The 18,314-nt window shown below is 68.0% G+C and carries 17 protein-coding genes and 2 pseudogenes; 9 read left to right on the top strand and 10 right to left on the bottom strand.

The genetic code is table 11. From position 1 onward, the window contains the following. The first annotated feature begins 12 nt into the window (after window positions 1-12). The 7 genes and pseudogenes from G205_RS01340 (at window position 13) to G205_RS22010 (ending at window position 7,170) form a co-directional block, all read left to right on the top strand. Window positions 13-900 carry a carbohydrate ABC transporter permease gene (locus G205_RS01340; protein WP_009356372.1) on the top strand — a complete coding sequence of 296 codons (888 nt, stop codon included), beginning with the start codon at window positions 13-15 and terminating at the stop codon, window positions 898-900. Continuing rightward, window positions 900-1,849 (top strand): annotated as a pseudogene (locus G205_RS01335) (carbohydrate ABC transporter permease). Before G205_RS01340 ends, G205_RS01335 begins: the two are co-directional and overlap by 1 nt. 66 nt (window positions 1,850-1,915) lie before the next feature. Beyond that, complete coding sequence (locus G205_RS01330; RefSeq protein ID WP_009356370.1) at window positions 1,916-2,959, top strand: LacI family DNA-binding transcriptional regulator; 1,044 nt, start codon at window positions 1,916-1,918, stop codon at window positions 2,957-2,959. 40 nt (window positions 2,960-2,999) lie between these two features. Then, window positions 3,000-4,589, top strand: coding sequence for a glycoside hydrolase family 32 protein (locus G205_RS01325; RefSeq protein ID WP_009356369.1), 1,590 nt, complete (start codon window positions 3,000-3,002; stop codon window positions 4,587-4,589). A 94-nt stretch (window positions 4,590-4,683) separates the two neighbouring features. Then, window positions 4,684-5,562 carry a carbohydrate kinase family protein gene (locus tag G205_RS01320; RefSeq protein WP_009356368.1) on the top strand — a complete coding sequence of 293 codons (879 nt, stop codon included), beginning with the start codon at window positions 4,684-4,686 and terminating at the stop codon, window positions 5,560-5,562. A gap of 26 nt (window positions 5,563-5,588) precedes the next feature. Then, a complete protein-coding gene (locus G205_RS01315; protein ID WP_009356367.1) occupies window positions 5,589-6,929 on the top strand; it encodes a NosD domain-containing protein in 1,341 nt (446 codons plus the stop codon). Between the two features lie 103 nt (window positions 6,930-7,032). Then, window positions 7,033-7,170 carry a hypothetical protein gene (locus tag G205_RS22010; RefSeq protein ID WP_009356366.1) on the top strand — a complete coding sequence of 46 codons (138 nt, stop codon included), beginning with the start codon at window positions 7,033-7,035 and terminating at the stop codon, window positions 7,168-7,170. Between the two features lie 13 nt (window positions 7,171-7,183). On the opposite strand, the gene G205_RS01310 is transcribed toward G205_RS22010, so the two are convergent. The 5 genes from G205_RS01310 to G205_RS20520 all read right to left on the bottom strand — a co-directional run bounded on the left by G205_RS01310 (window position 7,184) and on the right by G205_RS20520 (window position 10,591). Continuing rightward, window positions 7,184-7,933, bottom strand: a complete 750-nt coding sequence (locus G205_RS01310) for an ANTAR domain-containing protein (protein ID WP_009356365.1) — start codon at window positions 7,931-7,933, stop codon at window positions 7,184-7,186. Window positions 7,934-8,029: 96 nt separating this feature from the next. After that, a complete protein-coding gene (locus G205_RS01305; protein ID WP_009356364.1) occupies window positions 8,030-8,794 on the bottom strand; it encodes an SDR family oxidoreductase in 765 nt (254 codons plus the stop codon). Continuing rightward, on the bottom strand, window positions 8,791-9,225 hold the full coding sequence (locus G205_RS01300; protein WP_009356363.1) for an Hpt domain-containing protein: 435 nt from the start codon (window positions 9,223-9,225) through the stop codon (window positions 8,791-8,793). Before G205_RS01300 ends, G205_RS01305 begins: the two co-directional genes overlap by 4 nt. A gap of 159 nt (window positions 9,226-9,384) precedes the next feature. Beyond that, window positions 9,385-10,047: a hypothetical protein gene (locus G205_RS01295; RefSeq protein ID WP_009356362.1), complete on the bottom strand. Its 663-nt coding sequence runs from the start codon at window positions 10,045-10,047 to the stop codon at window positions 9,385-9,387. Window positions 10,048-10,090: 43 nt separating this feature from the next. Continuing rightward, complete coding sequence (locus G205_RS20520; RefSeq protein ID WP_009356361.1) at window positions 10,091-10,591, bottom strand: hypothetical protein; 501 nt, start codon at window positions 10,589-10,591, stop codon at window positions 10,091-10,093. Window positions 10,592-10,857: 266 nt separating this feature from the next. Here G205_RS20520 and G205_RS01285 point away from each other — a divergent pair. Next, window positions 10,858-12,277 (top strand): annotated as a pseudogene (locus G205_RS01285) (MFS transporter). Between the two features lie 253 nt (window positions 12,278-12,530). After that, entirely contained in the window at window positions 12,531-12,890 is a 360-nt protein-coding gene (locus G205_RS01280; protein WP_009356360.1) for a VOC family protein, read from the top strand. A 39-nt stretch (window positions 12,891-12,929) separates the two neighbouring features. Here the strand turns inward: G205_RS01280 and G205_RS22345 are convergent, their stop codons facing one another. From G205_RS22345 to G205_RS01265, 5 genes are all read right to left on the bottom strand, one after another. Further along, the gene (locus G205_RS22345) at window positions 12,930-13,538 is read right to left on the bottom strand and encodes a hypothetical protein (RefSeq protein ID WP_235046737.1); all 609 of its coding nucleotides are present in this window, start codon (window positions 13,536-13,538) and stop codon (window positions 12,930-12,932) included. Then, window positions 13,535-15,502 carry an AMP-binding protein gene (locus G205_RS01275; protein ID WP_235046736.1) on the bottom strand — a complete coding sequence of 656 codons (1,968 nt, stop codon included), beginning with the start codon at window positions 15,500-15,502 and terminating at the stop codon, window positions 13,535-13,537. The genes G205_RS22345 and G205_RS01275 overlap by 4 nt, the downstream gene beginning before the upstream one ends. 42 nt (window positions 15,503-15,544) lie before the next feature. Continuing rightward, window positions 15,545-15,829, bottom strand: coding sequence for a TOBE domain-containing protein (locus tag G205_RS20835; protein ID WP_160166580.1), 285 nt, complete (start codon window positions 15,827-15,829; stop codon window positions 15,545-15,547). 65 nt (window positions 15,830-15,894) lie between these two features. Beyond that, a complete protein-coding gene (locus G205_RS20830; RefSeq protein ID WP_009356358.1) occupies window positions 15,895-16,710 on the bottom strand; it encodes an ABC transporter ATP-binding protein in 816 nt (271 codons plus the stop codon). Further along, the coding region (locus G205_RS01265; protein ID WP_009356357.1) for an ABC transporter permease at window positions 16,707-18,314 on the bottom strand (1,608 nt) is incomplete at its 5' end. The genes G205_RS01265 and G205_RS20830, both read right to left, overlap by 4 nt.

The following is an 18,314-nucleotide window of genomic DNA, read 5'->3' as shown; positions in this document are numbered from 1 at the left end:
GAAGAGAAAACCGTGCGCATCTCCGACCGCCGCTTCGCATTGTTCCTGATGACACCAGCGGCGCTGTTCCTGGCAATATTCGTGGCCTTCCCGCTGTTCCGCCTGGTGGCGGACAGCTTCTACAAAATCTCCCCGATCGCCGGCGGCCCCCGCGACTTCGTGGGCCTGGACAACTACTTCCGCGCCTTCGCATCAGAGGCCTTTACGGGAGCGGGCTGGCGGACCCTGGCCTACACCCTGGTGGTGGTGACCCTCGAGTTCGCCCTCGGCCTGGGCATGGCACTGCTGTTCACCATGCTGGGCCGCAGCTCCCAGATCTGGCGGACCGTGTTCATGTACCCGCTTATGATCGCCCCGATCGTTGCAGGCCTGCTCTGGAAGTTCCTGATGATCGACAACTTCGGCCTCATCGGAACCCTCCTGCACCAGGCCGGCATCCTGGGCAACCCCAACCAGATCGGCTGGCTGTCAGACCCCGGCATCGTGCTGTACTCGGTGGCCATCCCCGACATCTGGCTGACCACCTCGTTCATGTGCCTGGTGCTTTTCGCCGGACTGCAGAACATCCCCGGCGACCTCATCGAAGCCGCGCGGCTGGACGGTGCCCGCGCCCCGGCCCTGCTGTTCCGGATCATCCTTCCGCTGCTCCGCCCCGTCATCGCCGTCGCGCTGGTGGTGCGCGGCATCGACGCGGCCAGGGCCTTTGACACCATCCTCATCCAGACCAACGGCGGCCCGCAGTCCGCCTCGGAAACCATGAGCCTGCTGATTTACCGGACCATGATCCGCTTCGGCGATCCCGGCCTGGCCAGCGCCATGGGCACCATCTACCTGCTGGCGATGCTGGCCGTCGCGTTCGTCGCGGTGTCCACCATCTGGCGGCCAGGAAAGGACACCTGATGCGCCTCGCTGAACGAACAAAGCACGACGGCGGGACCCCGGCAACGGCATCCGCGGCACCTTCCGCGGCAGCCGCCGTCGTCCCTCCCCGCAAGCGCCGCAGCGTCAACCGGGAAGGGCTGGAGGCCGGCCGGCGGAGCACCCGCACGCTGCTGTGGATCCTCCTCGCGGCAGCCATGGTGCTCTACGGATTCCCGTTCCTGTACCTGCTGTTCACGTCCTTCAAGACCCCGATCGACACCATCGCCGTGCCGCCCACCATCCTTCCGCGGGAGTGGACGCTGGAGAACTACGTCAACGCGCTGGGCCGCAGCGGTGTGCCGGCGTCGTTCATCAATAGCATCCAGACGGCGATCATCAGCACCGTGCTCTCCCTGGTCCTGGCGGTGCCCGCCGCCTACGGCATCACCCGGTACAAGACGCTGAGCGGCCGGATCTTCATCATGGCCGCCCTGGTGACGCGTATGGTCCCGCCGGTGGCGATCGGCATTCCGCTGGCCTCCATGATGGGGTCCGTGGGCCTGGCCGATACCCCCATCGCACTCTCCATCGCGCACACCACCATCTCCCTGCCGCTCTCCATCTGGCTGATGTCCAGCTTCTTCGAAGCGGTCCCGAAAGACCTGGAGGAGGCGGCAACCGTGGACGGGTGCAGCAGGCTCGGCGCCCTCTGGCGGGTTGTTATCCCGGTGGTCTCCGGCGGCATCGCCGTCACGGCGATCTTCGCCTTCCTGGCGTCCTGGAACGAGTTCCTCTTCGCCCTCCTGATGACCGCCATCCGCTCGCAGACAACGCCCGTGGTGATCGCGAACTTCCAGACCCAGTTCGGCCTGGACTGGGGATCCATGACGGCGCTGGCCGCGGTCTACTCCATCCCGGTCATCCTGCTGACCTTCTCCTGCAGCGCAAGATCGTGGCGGGCATGACGCTCGGCGCGGTCAAGGGCTAGCCAGGGCCGCCGGCATTCGTCGGTAGCCTACTCATACCGGACAATCCATAAGGACGTGGGACACAGATGACCAACAAGAACATCGGCATCAAGGACGTGGCCGTCGCCGCCGGCGTTTCCGTGACAACTGTCTCCCACGTGCTCAACGAGGTTTCCTACGCCCGGATCAGCCCCGAGACCAGGGACAAGGTCAAGTCCGCCGCCGAGCAGCTCGGCTACGGTCCCAACCGCCTGGCCCAGGCGCTGCGCACGCAGCGGACCGGCATGCTGGGCCTGGTGAGCGAGGATATCGCCACCACGCCCCACGCCGGCCGCATTATCCTGGGCGCCGACGAGGCCGCAAAGGCCCGGGGGTACGGCCTTATGATCATCAACACCTCCGGCTCGGCCAGCCTCGAATCCCGGCGGGCCGACGTCGACGCCCTCCTGGAACGCCGGGTGGACGGCATCCTCTACGCCACCATGTACCACCGCAACGTGGAGCTGCCGGCCAACCTGGGCAGTGTGCCCTCCGTGCTGGTGGACTCGGTGGCCAAAGGCGGAAACATCACCGCCGTGATCCCGGACGAAGACGGCGGTGCACGGGCCGCCGTCGGCGCGCTCCTCGAAGCGGGCCACACCCGGGTGGGCTTCATCAACAACACCGACGACGTCCCGGCCACCCGCGAGCGGCTCCAAGCCTTCCGAACCATGCTGACCGAAGCAGGGCTCGACGGCGACGCGGCACCTGTCGAGTCCGAGGTCTCCGAAGTGCATGGCGGCTACGAGGCGGCCCGGCGGATCCTGGCACGCGAGGACCGGCCCACCGGCCTGTTCTGCTACAACGACCGGATGGCGATGGGAGCCTACCGCGCCGCCGCCGAGCTGGGCCTCAGCATTCCCGGCGACCTGTCAGTGGTCGGCTTCGATGACCAGGAACTGATTGCCGCCAATCTCCACCCGGGCCTCACCACCGTGGCCCTGCCCCACTACGAGATGGGTGCCTGGGCCACAGAGCACCTGATTGACGCCGTCGAAGGGAAGACAGACCTGACCCTCATGGCACTCCACCCGACCATCCTGGGCTGCCCGCTGGTGCGCCGCGATTCCATCGCGGCTCCCCGGCCCTAGCAGCCAGCCCCTTCCACTTTCCCAGAGGACCGCACCAAACATGTCCACCTTCCTTGATGCCGCACGCCCGGAAACGCCTCCGGCCGGTACCGCCAGGTTCCGTCCCGCCGTCCACTTCACGGCCCGGGACACCTGGCTGAACGACCCCAACGGCCTGGTCTTCCACGACGGGCTCTACCACCTCTTCTTCCAGAACAACCCCTACGGCAACGTGTGGGGCAACATGTCCTGGGGCCACGCCACCTCCCGGGACCTGCTCCACTGGACCGAACACCCCGTCGCCATTGCCTGCGACGAAACCGAGGACATCTTCTCCGGTTCCGTGGTGGTGGACCACGGAAACACGTCCGGCTTCGGTACCGCGGACGCACCGGCCCTCGTGGCCATCTACACCAGCGCCTACAAGGCAGCGTCCGAGCACCACGGCACGCAGGCGCAGTCCCTGGCCTACAGCACCGACGCGGGAATGACCTGGCACAAGTACCGCAACAACCCTGTCCTAGCCCGGAACTCTGCGCACTTCCGCGACCCCAAAGTCTTCCGCTACGAGGGCGGGCGGGGCACCTGCTGGATTATGGTGGCCGTCGAAGCGCAGCACCAGAAGGTGGTCTTCTACCGGTCGGACGACCTCAAGACCTGGGACTTCCTCAGCGAGTTCGGCCCCGTGAACGCAGACCAGGGCGAATGGGAGTGCCCCGATCTCTTCCCCCTGGCCGTTGACGGGGACCCGGACAACGTCAAATGGGTCCTGATCGTCAACGTCAATCCGGGCGCGGTGGCCGGAGGTTCCGGCGGCCAGTACTTCGTGGGCCAGTTCGACGGCGCGCGGTTCGTCCCGGACGCCTCTTCAGTTGCAGCGCCGGCCGGGGTGAGCACCCTGGGTGACCCCGTGGCGGCCGCTGCCGCCCTGCAGCAATGCCTGTGGCTGGACTGGGGACGCGACTGCTACGCCTCCGTCTCCTTCAGCAACGTCCCCGGTGGGCGGCGGATCATCATCGGCTGGATGAACAACTGGGACTACGCCAACCAGCTGCCCACCGCCCCCTGGCGGTCCTCCATGACCCTCGCCCGCGAAGTGCGCCTCACCGCAGCCAACGGCTCGGCGCGCCTGGTCCAGCAGCCCGTCCTGCCCGGCCACCCTTCCGGACAGGAGCCGCCTGCCCTTGCTCCCGTGGAGCAGATCATCACGGAACCGTCCGACCTGCAGGACTCGGTCCTCCTGCTGCCGGCTGCGGCACCGGGCAGCGCGCAGGTCATCGAGGCGGAGATCCTGCCCGGGAGCGCCGAACACGTGGCCTTCCACCTCTTCGCCAGCGAGGACGGAAGCACGGGCACGGTGCTGGGCTACAACGCCGCCACCGGCCGGCTCGTCCTTGACCGCAGCAGGTCAGGGGACACGGGTTTCCACGAAAAGTTTTCCTCCGCGGAGTCAGCCCCGCTGGTCCTTGAGGACGGCGTGCTCAAGCTGCAGATCGTCGTCGACCATTGCTCGGTGGAGGTCTTCGCGCAGGGCGGCGCGGTGGTCCTGACAGACCTCGTCTTCCCCGGCGCGGAAAGCCAGGCGAACTGGCTGGCGGCCGCGGGAGGCCCGGCAACAATCCAGAAACTCACGGTCTCAACCCTCACCTGACCGCAGGTTGGGCAAGTCAAGAAAGGTCCCGAAAAATGCACACGAACGATGACCCCCAGCCGGCCCTGACGTCGTAGTAGTCGGTGAAGCCCTCGTGGACATCGTTGTCACGTCCGCGGGCACTGTGGAGCACCCCGGCGGGTCACCGGCCAACGTGGCCTACGGGCTCGGGCGGCTGGGCGCGGCCACCGCGTTGCTGACCTCGATCGGCGACGACCCGCGCGGCGCGGCCATCGAGCAGCACCTGCGCAGCGCCGGCGTCGAACTCCTGCCCGGTTCCAAAGGGCCTGGCCGGACCGCCACGGCGACGGCGACCCTGGCGTCCGACGGGTCCGCGCACTATGACTTCGACATCCGCTGGGATCTGCCGCGGATCGCCCCGGCCACGCTGCCCAAAGTCCTGCACACCGGCTCCATCGCCACTTTCCTGGCGCCGGGGGCAGCTGCGGTAAGGGAGCTTCTGGAGCAGTCGCACCGGCGGTGCATGGTCACCTACGACCCCAACATCCGCCCTGCCCTGCTCGGCAGCCACTTCGAGGCGAAGACCATCTTCGAGGAACTCGTCCCCTTCACCGAGGTGGTCAAACTCAGCGACGAGGATGCCCTGTGGCTGTACCCGAAGCTGTCCCTGGCGGACATCTCACAGCGCATCCTGGACCTCGGGGCCGGGCTCGTCGCCGTCACCAGGGGAGCGGAAGGATCGTTGCTCACCACGGCGGGCGCGCAGGTGGAGGTCCCCCCGGTCACGGCCGAAGTGGCGGACACCATCGGCGCCGGCGACTCCTACATGTCCGCCCTGGTCTACGGACTCCTCATGCGCGGGGCCGACGGCTTGGCGCCCTCCGTGCTGGAGTCGCTGGGCCGGATGGCCTCCCGGGCAGCGGCCATCACGGTCAGCCGGCCCGGCGCCAACCCGCCGACGGCGGAGGAGCTGCAGGCCGAGCTCCCGGAGCAGCAAACAGTGGCACCATGAGAACCAGGACACAAAGGGAAGAGCCCATGCCAAGCAACAACTATTACGACGTGACCATGTGGCCGGTCGGCAATCCGGCCAAGGACGTGGGCGAAGTGATCAACAGCATCATCGCCGACATCAAGGAACGGCAGGCTGCCACAGATGTGAACGACGGCGGCAAGCCCGGCGCGGTGATCTACCTTCCGCCGGGGGATTACCACCTTCGCACCCAGGTACTGATCGACGTCAGCTTCCTCCGGATCGAGGGCTCCGGGCACGGCTTCACGTCGTCGAGCATCCGCTTCAACGTGCCCGAAGACGAATGGCCGGACCTGCACGAGCTGTGGCCGGGCGGAAGCCGGGTCATCGTGGACCTTCCCGCTGCCGGGGACGGGGAGGAAGCCAAGGGCGCCGCCTTCTATGTCGAGCGGAACGGAAGCCCGCGGATCAGTTCCGTGGAGTTCTCCAACTTCTGCATCGACGGGCTGCACTTCGTTCCGGACGGCTCCGGACTGCGGGCGGAAAACACGTACGTCAACGGCAAGACCGGCATCTACGCCGCGACTGCCAACGACTCGTTCCGCGTCACCGGCATGGGATTCGTCTACCTGGAGCACGCCCTCACCATCTATCACGCGGACGCGCTGTCCATCCACGACAACTTCATTGCCGAGTGCGGAAGCTGCATCGAACTGCGGGGCTGGGGACAGGCCTCCAAGATCACCGACAACCTGGTGGGCGCCGGCTTCAAGGGCCACTCGATCTACGCCGAGAACCACGGCGGGCTCCTGGTCACCGCGAACAACGTCTTCCCCCGGGGCGCGAGCAGCGTCCACTTCAAAGGCGTCACCCGGTCCAGCGTCACCAACAACCGGCTGCATTCGTTCTACCCGGGGATGGTGCTCCTCGAGGACAACAGCTCCGAAAACCTGGTGGCCACCAACCACTTCCTCCGCGACCATGAGCCCTGGACGCCCTTCCTGGGAGTGGACAACGGGCTGGACGACCTGACCGGGCTCCTCAGCATCAGCGGCAGCAACAACTCCGTGGTGGGCAACCACTTCTCAGAGGTCATCGACTCGGAGAGCATCCGGCCGGCGGGCGGCACGCCTGTCATCATCCGGCTGGCTGCGGGGGCGGGCAACTTTGTCTCCAACAACCATGTAGTGGCATTGGACGTCTCCGCCAAGTCGAGCGATTCCTGCTTCGCGGCCCAGGTTGACGCCCTGCTCACCACCGAGGCCACGGAAGGCCTCGCCGTCACCACCGTCATGGTCGACTCCGCATCAGCCCGGAACACGGTCCTTGATTCCGGAAGCGACACCCAGGTTGTCCTGGACAAGGCCGTGAACGCCTTTCGGGCCACCCCGACGATCGGTATGTAGCAGAGGAAAACCCTGCAGGGCGCGGGAAGCACGTAGTGGGGTTTAGTAAAACGAGTAGGGATTACGCGGGTGCCGGCGCCGGGGGCTTGCATAGATTCGGGGCATGGCTGAAGTAATCAATCGCAAGCACGGGCGCCGCAGGATGGCCACAGAGGCCAAGCGCGGCGTCCAACCCTACGTCGTGGTGAACGCTGTTTTGGTGGTCGGCCTGGCCATCGCCATTTTCGTGCTGACCCGCTAGTCCTGGGCACCACCTAGGCCAGCGCCGGGGGCTCGAACCGGGCTGCCGGGGTGCCGCCGGCCAGGGCTTTGAGGATGTTCTCGGCGACGGTCCGGACCTTCAGGTTCCGCTGCCGGGACACTCCCGCGAGCTTGCTGAATGCCTCCGTGTAGGAGCAGCGCGTCTGCGCCATGACAACCCCACACGCCACGTCGATAGAGGTGCGGCTTTCCAGCACCGTTTTCAGGTTGTCCCCGGCTGACCGGATGCTGCGCACTTCCAGGGCCAGCTGCATGCTCTGCGAGGCCACCCCGGCAAACCAGGTGGCCTCGCTGACCAGCTCCGGCGTGAAATCAAAACCTTCCGGCCCCAGGAACACCAGGGTGCAGGAAATACGCGTCCCCATATCAAGCGGCACCGCCAGTGCCGCGCCGTAGCCGGACGCCACCAGCCGCCGTCGGTATGCGTCCCAGCGCTGGGAGGAACCGTCCGCCGCCACCTGCACCGGCCCCGCGTCGGCCTGCATCATGGGTCCGTCACCGTACCGCTCCTCGGAGGATGCCAGGCACTCCGCCGGGGCCGTGCTCCCGGCCGTCACCGGTGGGGTCCCCGCCCGGTGCAAGGTGGCCGCGCAGGCCATGCCGGCCGGACCGCCGAGCGCCGCCGCCGCGGACTCGACCAGCCGCTGTACTGAGTCAAGGTCCGTCTCGGCGCCGGTCACCAGGTCCAACAGCAGGCCGGCGTGTCCCGTCCGTTTGCCTCCGGATACCGGCTGTACGGCCATTCTTCTTCCCCCATCGACGTCAGGTCACGCCCGCCGCAGCAGGCTTTAGTCGAATCTAGGGGGACGCCCATGGAGGGGGCACGAGTAGTGGGTACTCTACTTTTCCTGCCGGTACGTGCCGCTACTTGCTTCCAGCCATTCCATGAAGGTCTGGCGTCCGACGGCGGCACCCGGCGCCGGGATCAGCGCACCGCTGCGCATGGCCTTTCCCATGAGGCCGGGAAGCGGGACCTCCACCACCTTTTTCCGCTGCCCCGTCCTGTCCAGGTAGGCGCGGACCAGTCCGTCGAGCTCCTCCAGCCGCGGGCCGCCCAGGTCCGTGATGCGTCCCTGCGGCCCGGCCTCCGCCGCCGAGACAAGTGCCTCGGCCACCTCGCGGGCGGCCACCGGCTGGGTGAACATCTTGGGCACCAGCACCACAGGACCGGCGGACGCCGTCTTCACCACGAGCGGCACGAATTCGTGGAACTGGGTGGACCGCAGCAGGGTCCACGGCACGCCGCCGTGCCGGACGATGTCCTCCTGCACCAGCTTGCCCGCGTACAGGCCCGACGTGGCCTTGTCGATGCCCACGATCGAGAGCACTACCTGGTGTTGCACGCCAGCCTTCTTCTCGGCGGCCAGCAGGTTCTGCGATGCGTTGGTGAAAAAGTCCACGGCCTTCTTGGTGGCCGTGCTGTTGATCCCGGACACGTCGATCACCGTGTCCACGCCCTGAAGGGCTTCATCCAGCCCCCGGCCGCTGACCAGGTCCACACCCTCCGCGCGGCTCAGGCTGGCCACGTCATGGCCTCGCTCCCTGGCGAGCTCCACCACGTGGTGCCCAACGGTACCGGTTCCCCCTGCAACGGCAATCCTCATAGGGAAAATCCTATGCCCGCCCGGTGCCTCCTGCCGTCCATGTCACAACTGCGCACGGAGGGCATACCGCGTCTGTTTGCTGCACTGCATGATCCGGCGCAGGTGGCTGCCGCCAGGTGGGGGAGCTCAACACCGGGATCGGCGCGGGAGGAGTCCTGCCGCAGCTCCCCTTCCAGGTTCAGCGCCAGGCCGGCCAGGCGTTCGGCGCCCACCATCTGGCTGGACGTCTTCAGGCTGAGCACCGCATCCACCGCCCCCCGAAGGTCACCGGTGGTCAGCGTCAGGCGCAAGCGCTCGGTCCTGACGGGCAGTTCCTTGATGTAGTTCTCCACAAAGACCCGCCAGATGCTCTCGTCGTCGTCCAGTTCGGCGCGCAGCCGTTCGAGCACGGACGGATCAAGGAGGGGCCGGGGGAGGTTGTCGTCCTGCATTGGCAGTTGTCCCTTCGCCAGGAGCGAGTGGCCCTCCTCCCCGTCACGAAGAAGAACCGCTGACTGCCCCCAGGCCTAGGAAGGACGCTACGGGCCCGCGGTACGCAGGACACGAGTAGTAGGTACTCGAGTTTTCCGGCCGGCCGGGTCCCAATACTCCTATGCGAGCTCCCTGTGGATAGGTACCTTCACGTCCGCCTTAATGGTGGCGGGTGATGCGGCGTTCTCTGCCCGCCCGCGCAGGCCGACGAGCATCTTGCGGATCATCCAGAAGTCGCCAACCTCCAACAGTGCAGAGAAGGCAATGGACATGGGTGTCAACCGGAGACGGGAACGGATCCGCGTGAGCAGCCTCGTGGTGCCGTCGGGCTGGAGATTGAGTTGCCAGGCCCAGGTGGTGTCGCCGGGCGTTCCCCACACCATGGAGCGGGGGCGGTCGACAGAGTAGACCTCGATGCCGTGTTTGCCGTCGGGGCTCATCGGCACGATGTCGCCCGGCGCGAGATCCTGCCACTCGGGGAGGATCCGGTCCGCGCTATGGCGTCCAAGGTTGTCCAGCAGGTCATAGCTGTACCAGCCGGCCCGCCCTGCTCCAACCTGGACGAGCCAAGGCCACACCTGTTCAGGCGGCGCGCCGATCGAGATTGCCCGTGTGGCATTGAACGTCGGGGATTGAACGAGGTCATCCCCGGGCAAGTCCCGGGCCACCTCCTCGCGGGTTGCGCCCCAAGTCAGCTGCCAGGGGCGCCAGACCCTTCCGTAGAGAACAGCGGTGGCAAGGCCCAGCAAGCCGATAGCCACCCGTCGTCTTGCAGTCACCATTCCATCCTTTCAGCGCGCTGATGAAGAATGACGAGGCGGCATTTCACCGGGGTTCAGCGGACCGGGTTTCCGCTGGCGGGCGGCCGCGGGACGGACGGAGGGCATGCAGCACATTCCGCGGGTGGTTTTTCCTCAACAGCAGTACCAGGCCGGCGGCAAAAACCAGGTTTGGCAGGGTCCAGATTCCCAAAGGCGTGATGGCGACCAGGAAGACGATGGCGGCGATCAGGCCCACTTTTGCCCGTCTGCCCCCGCTGAGTATCAGCAGTCCGATTACCGTCTCGCCCGCTGCAGCCACGATCCCCACAACCTGGGGCGCCGGGGCAACAACCATCTGAAAAAACCAGCTATAAAGGGGAATCAGTGGAGAGTCCGTCCCGAGCCTCACGAATTGGTCTGGGGCGGCAAAACTCAGCACGACGTTGACGGCTATGGCCATGATGATGAAGAAAACCCCGGTAAAGATCCGGGCTGCGTTGGGCCTCAAAAGACAAAGCGCCAAAACGGCGATGCAGAATATGAGCCATGGAATGAGCTGTTCCATGCGATCTCGCTCCCAGCTCCCGCGCCGGGGAGCGTTGTTGGCATGTGGGTCCTGGAGCAAGGATCGCCTGCCGCTGACCGACGGGACAGAGTCCAAAGTCCTCCTGGACTCCCAGCAAATCCGGATGTGTTCATAAATGGGATCTCTGACCCGTGTGCCGCCGGACGCTTCTCACTACACTGGAACGCATGACTGAGCAGGAGCCTGCCGGGGGTCGTGCTGCAGTTAATCCCGGCGGCGGGGCAGGCTTTTCGGACGACCCGGCCATGGCCCAGGCGGTGGACGAGGACGGCGGGGCCGCGGACCTCGCCGATCCCGGCGTCGTCGACACTTCCCTGCGGACCCCGAAGCAACGGTCCCGCACGTTCGCAGGAGTCCTGATCAACACCGGGGTCGCGAACATCACCACCAGCTACCTGTGGTTCGCCCTGACGTTCTGGGTGTACCTGGAGACCCGCAACGTGATCGCCACCGGTGTTGTGGGCGGCGCCTACATGCTGCTGATCGCGCTCTCCAGCATCAGCTTCGGCACGTTCGTGGACCGGTACCGCAAGCTGGCCGTGATGCGCTTTGCCGCCGTCTTCACGCTGCTGATGTTCATGCTGTCCGGCGTGATGTTCCTGCTGACACCCGAAGCCCAGCTGCTGGACCTGGCACAGCCGTGGTTCTGGCTCTTCACCATGATCATCCTGGTGGGCGCGGTGGTGGAGAACCTGCGGAACATCGCCCTGTCCACAACCGTCACCATCCTCATCGAACCGGACCGGCGGGCCAACGCGAACGGGCTGGTGGGCATGGTGCAGGGGCTGATGTTCCTGGTCACCTCGGTGCTCTCCGGGCTGTCCGTGGGGCTGCTGGGCATGGGCTGGACCATCGCCGTCGCCATCGTCCTCACCGCCCTGGCCTTCGGGCACCTGCTTACCCTGCACATGCCCGAGGAAGTGCGGGCGGCCGCCACGGATGCCCAGGGCGGCTTCGACATCCGGGGCGCGCTCGCCGCCGTCCTGGCCATCGGCGGGCTGTTCGCGCTGATCCTGTTCTCCACGTTCAACAACTTCATCGGCGGCGTGTACATGGCCTGATGGACCCGTACGGCCTGGAAATGTTCCCGGTGGAACTGTGGGGCATCTTCCTGGCGGTGGGTTCCAGCGGGTTCCTGATCGGCGGGGCCTGATCGGGAAGTTCGGGCTCGGCACCAACCCGCTGCGGACCCTGCTCCTCGCCGTCGTGGCCATGGGGTTCCTCGGCGCGGTGTTCACGCTGCGCGAGTGGGCCTGGCTCTACGTTGTGGGCATCTGGCTGTACCTGACCCTCGTGCCCGTGGTGGAGGCCGCCGAGCAGACGGTCATCCAGCAGGTGGTGCCGCTGCCCAAGCAGGGGCGGGTGTTCGGCTTTGCCATGGCGTTTGAGTCGGCGGCCGCGCCCATCACGGCGTTCCTGATCGCGCCGATCGCCCAGTTCTGGATCATCCCGTATGCCCGCTCCACGGAAGGCGCCGCCCAGCTGGCGCCGCTGCTGGGTGAGGGCACGTCCCGCGGCATCGCCCTGGTGTTCCTGGTGGCCGGGATCATCATGGTCATCGCGGCGGTGCTGGCGTTCCTCACCCCGGTCTACCGTCGGGTCTCGGCTGAGTATGCAGAGGCGGCCGCGGAGGCCAAGTCGTCCAGCGAAGCCGCCGAGGGCTGAGGCTCCATCTTTCCGGCGAGGTTACGACGCCGAGGCGCCGGCCGCCGTCGTACTTCCTGGCTCTCCGCCGTCGCCAGTCTCCTGGTTCGCCATCGTGGGGCACATTGGCGGCCTGCCGCGGTGTTGGGCCGCTTCAGCTCCGGCGTGTCCATGTCATTGTGCCCCGCGTTCGCCCGGAGCTTCTCCCGCCGCTGTCCGGCCACCAGGAAAAGGACTAGGGTTCTTGCTCCAGCACGTCAACAGAGGAGGCAGCATGTCCGGTGAACCTGTGTTTTTTGAACTCGGCGTGGAGGACGCCGAACGGGGGAAGCGCTTCTACGGTGAACTCTTTGGCTGGACCCTGAGCCCGGGACCGTCCGGCGCCGGCTTCTCCATCGGAACGGCCGGAATCCCAGGGGGCATCCATGGCGGTGACCGGGGCGCCTCGCCCTACCTGTTCTTCAGGGTGGACAACCTGGAGGAGGCGCTGGCACGGGTGCGGGACCTTGGCGGCTCCGTAGACGAGACGGACCTGGGCGAGAGCGAGAGCACCGTCGCCGAGTACGGCAGGTTCAAGCTCTGCCGGGACGATCAGGGGTCGGCCTTTGGCCTGCACGAACCGCCGGCAAAGTGAGAGCGGGATGGCGCGGAACCCGCAAGATGTGAGCGGGCGTCAGGGGCCGGTCCGGGCGAGGGCTGGTCTGGCCCGCTTCCGCCGGGTCTTCACCGCGGTCCAGGCCCCGGGGGCCCACCGGCACAGCGCCCAGTAGCCCACCCCGAACACCAGGGAACCGGCCACCGCCAGCACCTGGCTGACCGGAAGCAGCACCGGGTAGACCAGCCAGTGGGTGAGGTAGATGTAGAGCGACGCCGCGGCCAGCCACCCGGTCACCCGGCGGAGCAGGGCAGGCACCGGCAGCGCCGGAACCCACGCGAGCAGCAGGATCCCTGCGGCGACGGTGACCTCCCGCACCGTGCTGTTGAAGAACCCGGGCAGGGTCAGCACGGTGATCAGGGAAACCGTCAGCCGGTGGAGGTTGGTGCGGGCCCGCGCCAGGGCCCAGCCCAGCGCGAAGATCCAGAACACGGGCGGGGGCTTGGGCAGGCCGGGATCCACCAGGTCGTACCGGCTCAGCAGCGCAACGCCCACCAGGCCCAGGGCGAAGAGGAACGGCGCCCGGCGCTCCCACCGGTCCACCCAGGGGATGGCCATGAGAGCTCCCACCGCCAGCAGGATGTACACCAGCAGTTCCACGAACCAGAAGTGCCACTGGGTGGTCACCTGCTCCGGGCCCACCATGCGTTCAGCAGGAAGATGTTCGCCACGGTGTAGTGGTCCGTCAGCAGGTACGCGACGGCGATGAACAGCACGGACGGCACCACGATCCGGGCCAGCCCGCGGAACTGGCGCCGCAGCCGCGGAACGCGCTCCTCGGCCAGCTGGAACCGGGCAAAGTTGTACCCGGCCACAGCGAACAGCAGGTGCGCGGTCTGGAAGGTGAACAGCTCCACATGCGTGGCCACCACGCACACGATCGCCGCCGCGCGCACCACCAGGGAGGTCTCCAGGAACGAGACGAAGCGCTTCTTCCGGGCCGGGCGCCGGCGTTCCAGCTCCTTGACGGGCAGCAGGTGCCAGTCGGAGGGCAGCTTCCCCAGCACGCCTTCCAGCCGGACGGAGACCGCCACGTAGGAGAGGGAGTCGCCGTCGAGGGAAACGAACGTGTCGTCATCCGCCACGCTGCCGCACTCCAGTGCGTCCATGAAAATCTGCCGGATGCCAGCCTGGCCCCCGGGCGCAGTCCCGGGAACAGCCGCGCCGGGAACAGCCGCGGCGCCGGAGTCGCTGTCCGGGACAGGGGTAACCTCCGGGGCGGCCAGGGAGCGGACCGCCGGGTAGTCGATCTTGCCGGTTGCCAGGCGCGGGAGCTGCTCCACGGCGTGGACGACGACGGCGGCGCGCGGCAGCCCCAGGTTGCCTGCCAGGACTTTGGCGAGCATTCCGCCGTCGTGCCCGCCTTCGACGGCGGCGACGAGCAGGTCATCGGTGCCGGCCGCGGCCGCGGTGATGCCCATGCCGGCGAGGATCCGCTCCACCTGCCCCAGGTCCACGCGCAGGCCCACGATCTTCACGAACCGGCTGCGCCGGCCCACCACCTGGTAGAGGCCGTTCTCCTGCTGGCGGGCAAGGTCGCCGGTCCGCAGCTCGGTGATTTCCCTGCCCAAAGCCAGGTCCGCGGGGGTTTCGGCGTAGCCGAGCATGACGTTGGGGCCGGTGTACACCAGTTCCCCGTCCGCCAGGTCCTCCACGGGGTCGATTCGGAACGTGCCGCCCGGCACCGGGACGCCGATGGTTTCCGCATGGTCCGCTGCCAGGTCCGGTGGCAGGTACGCCATCCGGGCGGTGGCCTCGGTGGCACCGTACATGACGAACAGGTCCCAGCCGCGGCGCTGCCCGGTCTCGGCCCAGGTCCGGACCTTCTCGGGCGCCAGCCGGCCGCCGGCCTGGGTAACGTACCGCAGCCGCGGCAGGTCCTTGTCCGCGAACCTCACCCGCTCCAGCAGGTCGAAGGTGTAGGGGACCGCCGCGAAGGAGGTGGCGCCCTGGTCCCGGAAGAGGTCCCAGAAACAGGGATCCACCACGGAAAGGTCTGTGAGGACCAGCCCGGCCCCGCGGACAAGGTGGCTGTTGACCACGGACAGGCCGTAGCAGTAGTGCAGGGGGAGCGTGGTGGCGGCACGGTCGTCCGGGCCGATTTGCAGGTACTCGGCGATCGCCTCCGCGTTCGCCGACAGGTTGGTGTGCGAGAGCCGGACGAGTTTCGGCGAGCCCGTCGACCCCGAGGTGCTGAGCAGCAGCGCCAGATCCGGGTGCAGGTCATGCCGGGTGCCTGGCCGCCGCTCCTGCAGCATGGGGGTGCCGTCGCCGCCGCCGGGCCACAGCAGCGCGTCGGGGTCATAGGCGCTGACCAGGGAGGCCAGGGCCTCGGGTTTGTCCGCCGGGGCGAGCAGGAGCGGATGTCCGCCGGAGAGCGCGGCAAGGTAGCCCACCAGTGAGTCCAGGCTGTTGCCGGCTGCCAGCACCACCAGCCGGCGCTCGGTTCCCAGCCTGGCGGCAGTCCGGTCCACCAGGGCCGCGAGCTCGCGGTACGTGACGGTGCCGTCAGCGGTGAGGACCGCCGGGCGGTCGCCGTGCCGGGCGAGGTCGGTGAACGCGACCCGGGCGAGTTCGGGCTGCGTGGTCATCGCGCAGCCCGGCTGGGGTGAAGGGACATGGAAAGGGCCTAACTAAGCTGCAGGCTCGGAGGAGCGCTGCTTGAGGGAACTGCCGGGAGGCGGGGAGGTGATGGCTTTGTCACCGAGCAGCAGCGTGGGCGTGGTGCCCGGTGCCACCGTCACGGCGACGGGTGTACCCACGGGATGGCGGACGCTGTGCGGCTGCCAGGACCGCAAGGTCCGCCCGGAGGCCAGCGTGACGTAGTGCAGCACGAACGCGCCGTGGTATTCGACGGCGGACACCCGGGCGGAGGACGCCGGGTCCGGGAGCAGCGCCACCTCGTGCGGCCGCAGCACCACGTCAACGTCGACGTCGGCGTCGGCCCAGCCGGGGACGGTTGAGACGACGCCGATCTCGCAGGTCAGCAGGGCCGGTGCACCTTGGCCGGGAGGAAGTCGGCGTCGCCCATGAACGAGGCGACGAAGCGGGTGGCCGGCTGCTCGAAGACTTTCTCCGGCGTGTCCGCCTGCTCGATGACGCCGCCGCGCATGACCACCACCCGGGTCCCCACGGACAGGGCCTCGGTCTGGTCGTGGGTCACCAGGACGCCGGTGGTGCCGGCCTCCTTCAGCGTTGCCACGGTGTCCCGCCGCACCTGCGCGCGGAGGGATTCGTCCAGGCTGGAGAAGGGTTCGTCGAGGAGTACGACGGCGGGCCGCGGGGCCAGGGCGCGGGCCAGCGCCACACGCTGCTGCTCGCCGCCGGAAAGTTCGTGCGGGTAGCGGTCCGCCAGGTGGGAGAGGCGGACCAGGTCCAGTACTTCACCCGTCCGGGCCCGGCGCTCGCCACGGCCCAGCCGGTCCAGGCCGAACTCGACGTTCCCGGCCACCGTCATGTGCGGGAACAGGGCGTAGTCCTGGAACACCAGGCCCACCCGGCGCTGCTCGGGGTAGACAAACCGGCGGCGGTCCGCCACCACGTCACCGGCAACCCGGATGGTGCCCGCGTTCGGGCGCTCGAGTCCGGCGGCGAGGCGGAGCGTGGTGGACTTGCCGCAGCCGGACGGGCCGATCAGGGTCACCAGTTCGCCGGCCGGGATTGCCAGGTCCAGGGACTCCACGCCCACAGCCGAGCCGTAGTGCTTGGTGACGCCTTCAAACACCAGGGCGGCGGGAGCACCGCCGTCGTGGTCCGGACGCGGTGCCCGGTGCGCCCTGATACTCGCACGGATGGTCATGGACGGGCCTTTCGGTCGGTCTCAGCCCGGCGGGCCTGCCTGACTAGGACGAGGACGGGGAGGACGGCGGCCGCGACAATGACCAGCGCGGGCAGCGAGGCCTTCTCCCAGAAGTTTTCCCGCGCCAGCTCGTAGACCCAGACGGAGGCCGTAGTGAAGCCGAAGGGACGCAGGAGCAGCACGATGGGAAGTTCTTTGACGGCGTCGATCGCCACCAGCATCAGGGCCACGGCGATTCCTGACCGGGCCAGCGGGAAGTGCACGCGCGCAAGGATGCGGCGGGGGCCGGCGCCGAGGCTGAGCGCGGAGGCGGTGATGGTTGCCGGGATCTTCGTGAAGCTGGCGTCCACGGCCTGGTAGGCGGGGGCGAGGAAACGGATCACGTAGGCGTAGAGGATTCCGAGGACCGAGCCGGTGACGAGCAGGCCGGTGCCGCCGGGAACACCGGCGCTCTCCAGAGCCGTGTCCAGCGTGGCGAAGGAGATCAGCACGCCAATGCCGACCACGGCACCGGGGACGGCGTACCCGAACGTGGTTACCTGTGCCGCGGCGGAGGCGAAGCGTCCGCCGTTCAGGCGCACCCCGTGTCCCACGGTCATGGCCAGGAGAACGCAGGCTGCGGCTGTGACCGCGGCGACCAGGAGCGTGTTGATGATGTATTCGCCAAAACGGGGATCGGCCAGGAAGCCCGGGTTTTTGGCCGCTCCGCCCACGGCCCAGGCCAGGAGCTGGATGACGGGGATCAGGAAACCGGTGCTAACTGCCACCGTGCAGACGGCAGTGGCTGCCCAGCCGCGTCCGCCCTGGAGCCGCCTGGGCTGCAGGCCCTGCCCGCGGCCGCCCTGCCGGTGGTAGCGCGCCCGGCCGCGCAGCGCCCGCTCGGCCGCCAGGACCGCGACGGCGAACAGCAGGACCAGGACCGCCAGCTGCGTGGCGGCATGGAAGTTGAAGGTGCCCTTCCAGACCAGGTAGACGCCCACGGAGACGGTCTGGACGTTGAAGTACTGCACTGTGGCGAAGTCCGTCAGCGTCTCCATCATCACCAGGGACATGCCGGCGGCCAGCGACGGCCGGGCCAGCGGGAGCAGGACCTTGCGCAGGGTCCGGCCCTGTCCGGCGCCGAGGGTGCGGGCCGCATCATAGGTGCCGGGGGAGTGCTCGAGGAGCGCCGTGCGGGCCAGCAGGTAGACGTAGGGGTAGAGGGACAGGGACATCACCAGCACCGCGCCCGGAAGGGAGCGGACTTCGGGCACCCAGATGTCCGCGCCCAGGAAACCGCGCAGGGCCGACTGCACCGGCCCGGACACGTCGAAGACGGAGAGGAACACGAAGCCCAGGATGTAGGCGGGCACGGCCAGCGGCAGGACCAGCAGCCAGACAAAGACATTCCGCAGCGGGAAACGGTAGGCGGTCACCAGCCAGGCCAGGCCGCCGCCCACCAGCAGCGATCCCGCAGCCACGCCGCCCATCAGGAGCAGGGTGGTGGCCACCATGCCGGCAAGCCCGCGCGGGGGCGCCGTGCTGCCCAGGCTGCCCAGGCCGTCGAAGACCACCGCCAGGACGGGCGTGGCCACGACGGCGGCCACAACGGCAACCAGGGCGGA

Source organism: Arthrobacter nitrophenolicus (genome assembly GCF_000332815.1).
Taxonomy (GTDB): domain Bacteria; phylum Actinomycetota; class Actinomycetes; order Actinomycetales; family Micrococcaceae; genus Arthrobacter; species Arthrobacter nitrophenolicus.
The sequence above is the reverse complement of the archived record's forward strand: the minus strand, read 5'-3'. Positions and strand labels throughout refer to the sequence as shown.

Excerpts from the sequence above, each read along its gene's own strand:
- G205_RS01330 (WP_009356370.1), top strand. The coding sequence starts at position 1,916 with ATGACCAACAAGAACATCGGCATCAAGGACGTGGCCGTCGCCGCCGGC.
- G205_RS01325 (WP_009356369.1), top strand. The coding sequence starts at position 3,000 with ATGTCCACCTTCCTTGATGCCGCACGCCCGGAAACGCCTCCGGCCGGT.
- G205_RS01315 (WP_009356367.1), top strand. The coding sequence starts at position 5,589 with ATGCCAAGCAACAACTATTACGACGTGACCATGTGGCCGGTCGGCAAT.
- G205_RS22010 (WP_009356366.1), top strand. The coding sequence starts at position 7,033 with ATGGCTGAAGTAATCAATCGCAAGCACGGGCGCCGCAGGATGGCCACA.
- G205_RS01310 (WP_009356365.1), bottom strand. The coding sequence starts at position 7,933 with ATGGCCGTACAGCCGGTATCCGGAGGCAAACGGACGGGACACGCCGGC.
- G205_RS01305 (WP_009356364.1), bottom strand. The coding sequence starts at position 8,794 with ATGAGGATTGCCGTTGCAGGGGGAACCGGTACCGTTGGGCACCACGTG.
- G205_RS01300 (WP_009356363.1), bottom strand. The coding sequence starts at position 9,225 with ATGCAGGACGACAACCTCCCCCGGCCCCTCCTTGATCCGTCCGTGCTC.
- G205_RS01295 (WP_009356362.1), bottom strand. The coding sequence starts at position 10,047 with ATGGTGACTGCAAGACGACGGGTGGCTATCGGCTTGCTGGGCCTTGCC.
- G205_RS20520 (WP_009356361.1), bottom strand. The coding sequence starts at position 10,591 with ATGGAACAGCTCATTCCATGGCTCATATTCTGCATCGCCGTTTTGGCG.
- G205_RS01280 (WP_009356360.1), top strand. The coding sequence starts at position 12,531 with ATGTCCGGTGAACCTGTGTTTTTTGAACTCGGCGTGGAGGACGCCGAA.
- G205_RS01275 (WP_235046736.1), bottom strand. The coding sequence starts at position 15,502 with ATGACCACGCAGCCCGAACTCGCCCGGGTCGCGTTCACCGACCTCGCC.
- G205_RS20830 (WP_009356358.1), bottom strand. The coding sequence starts at position 16,710 with ATGACCATCCGTGCGAGTATCAGGGCGCACCGGGCACCGCGTCCGGAC.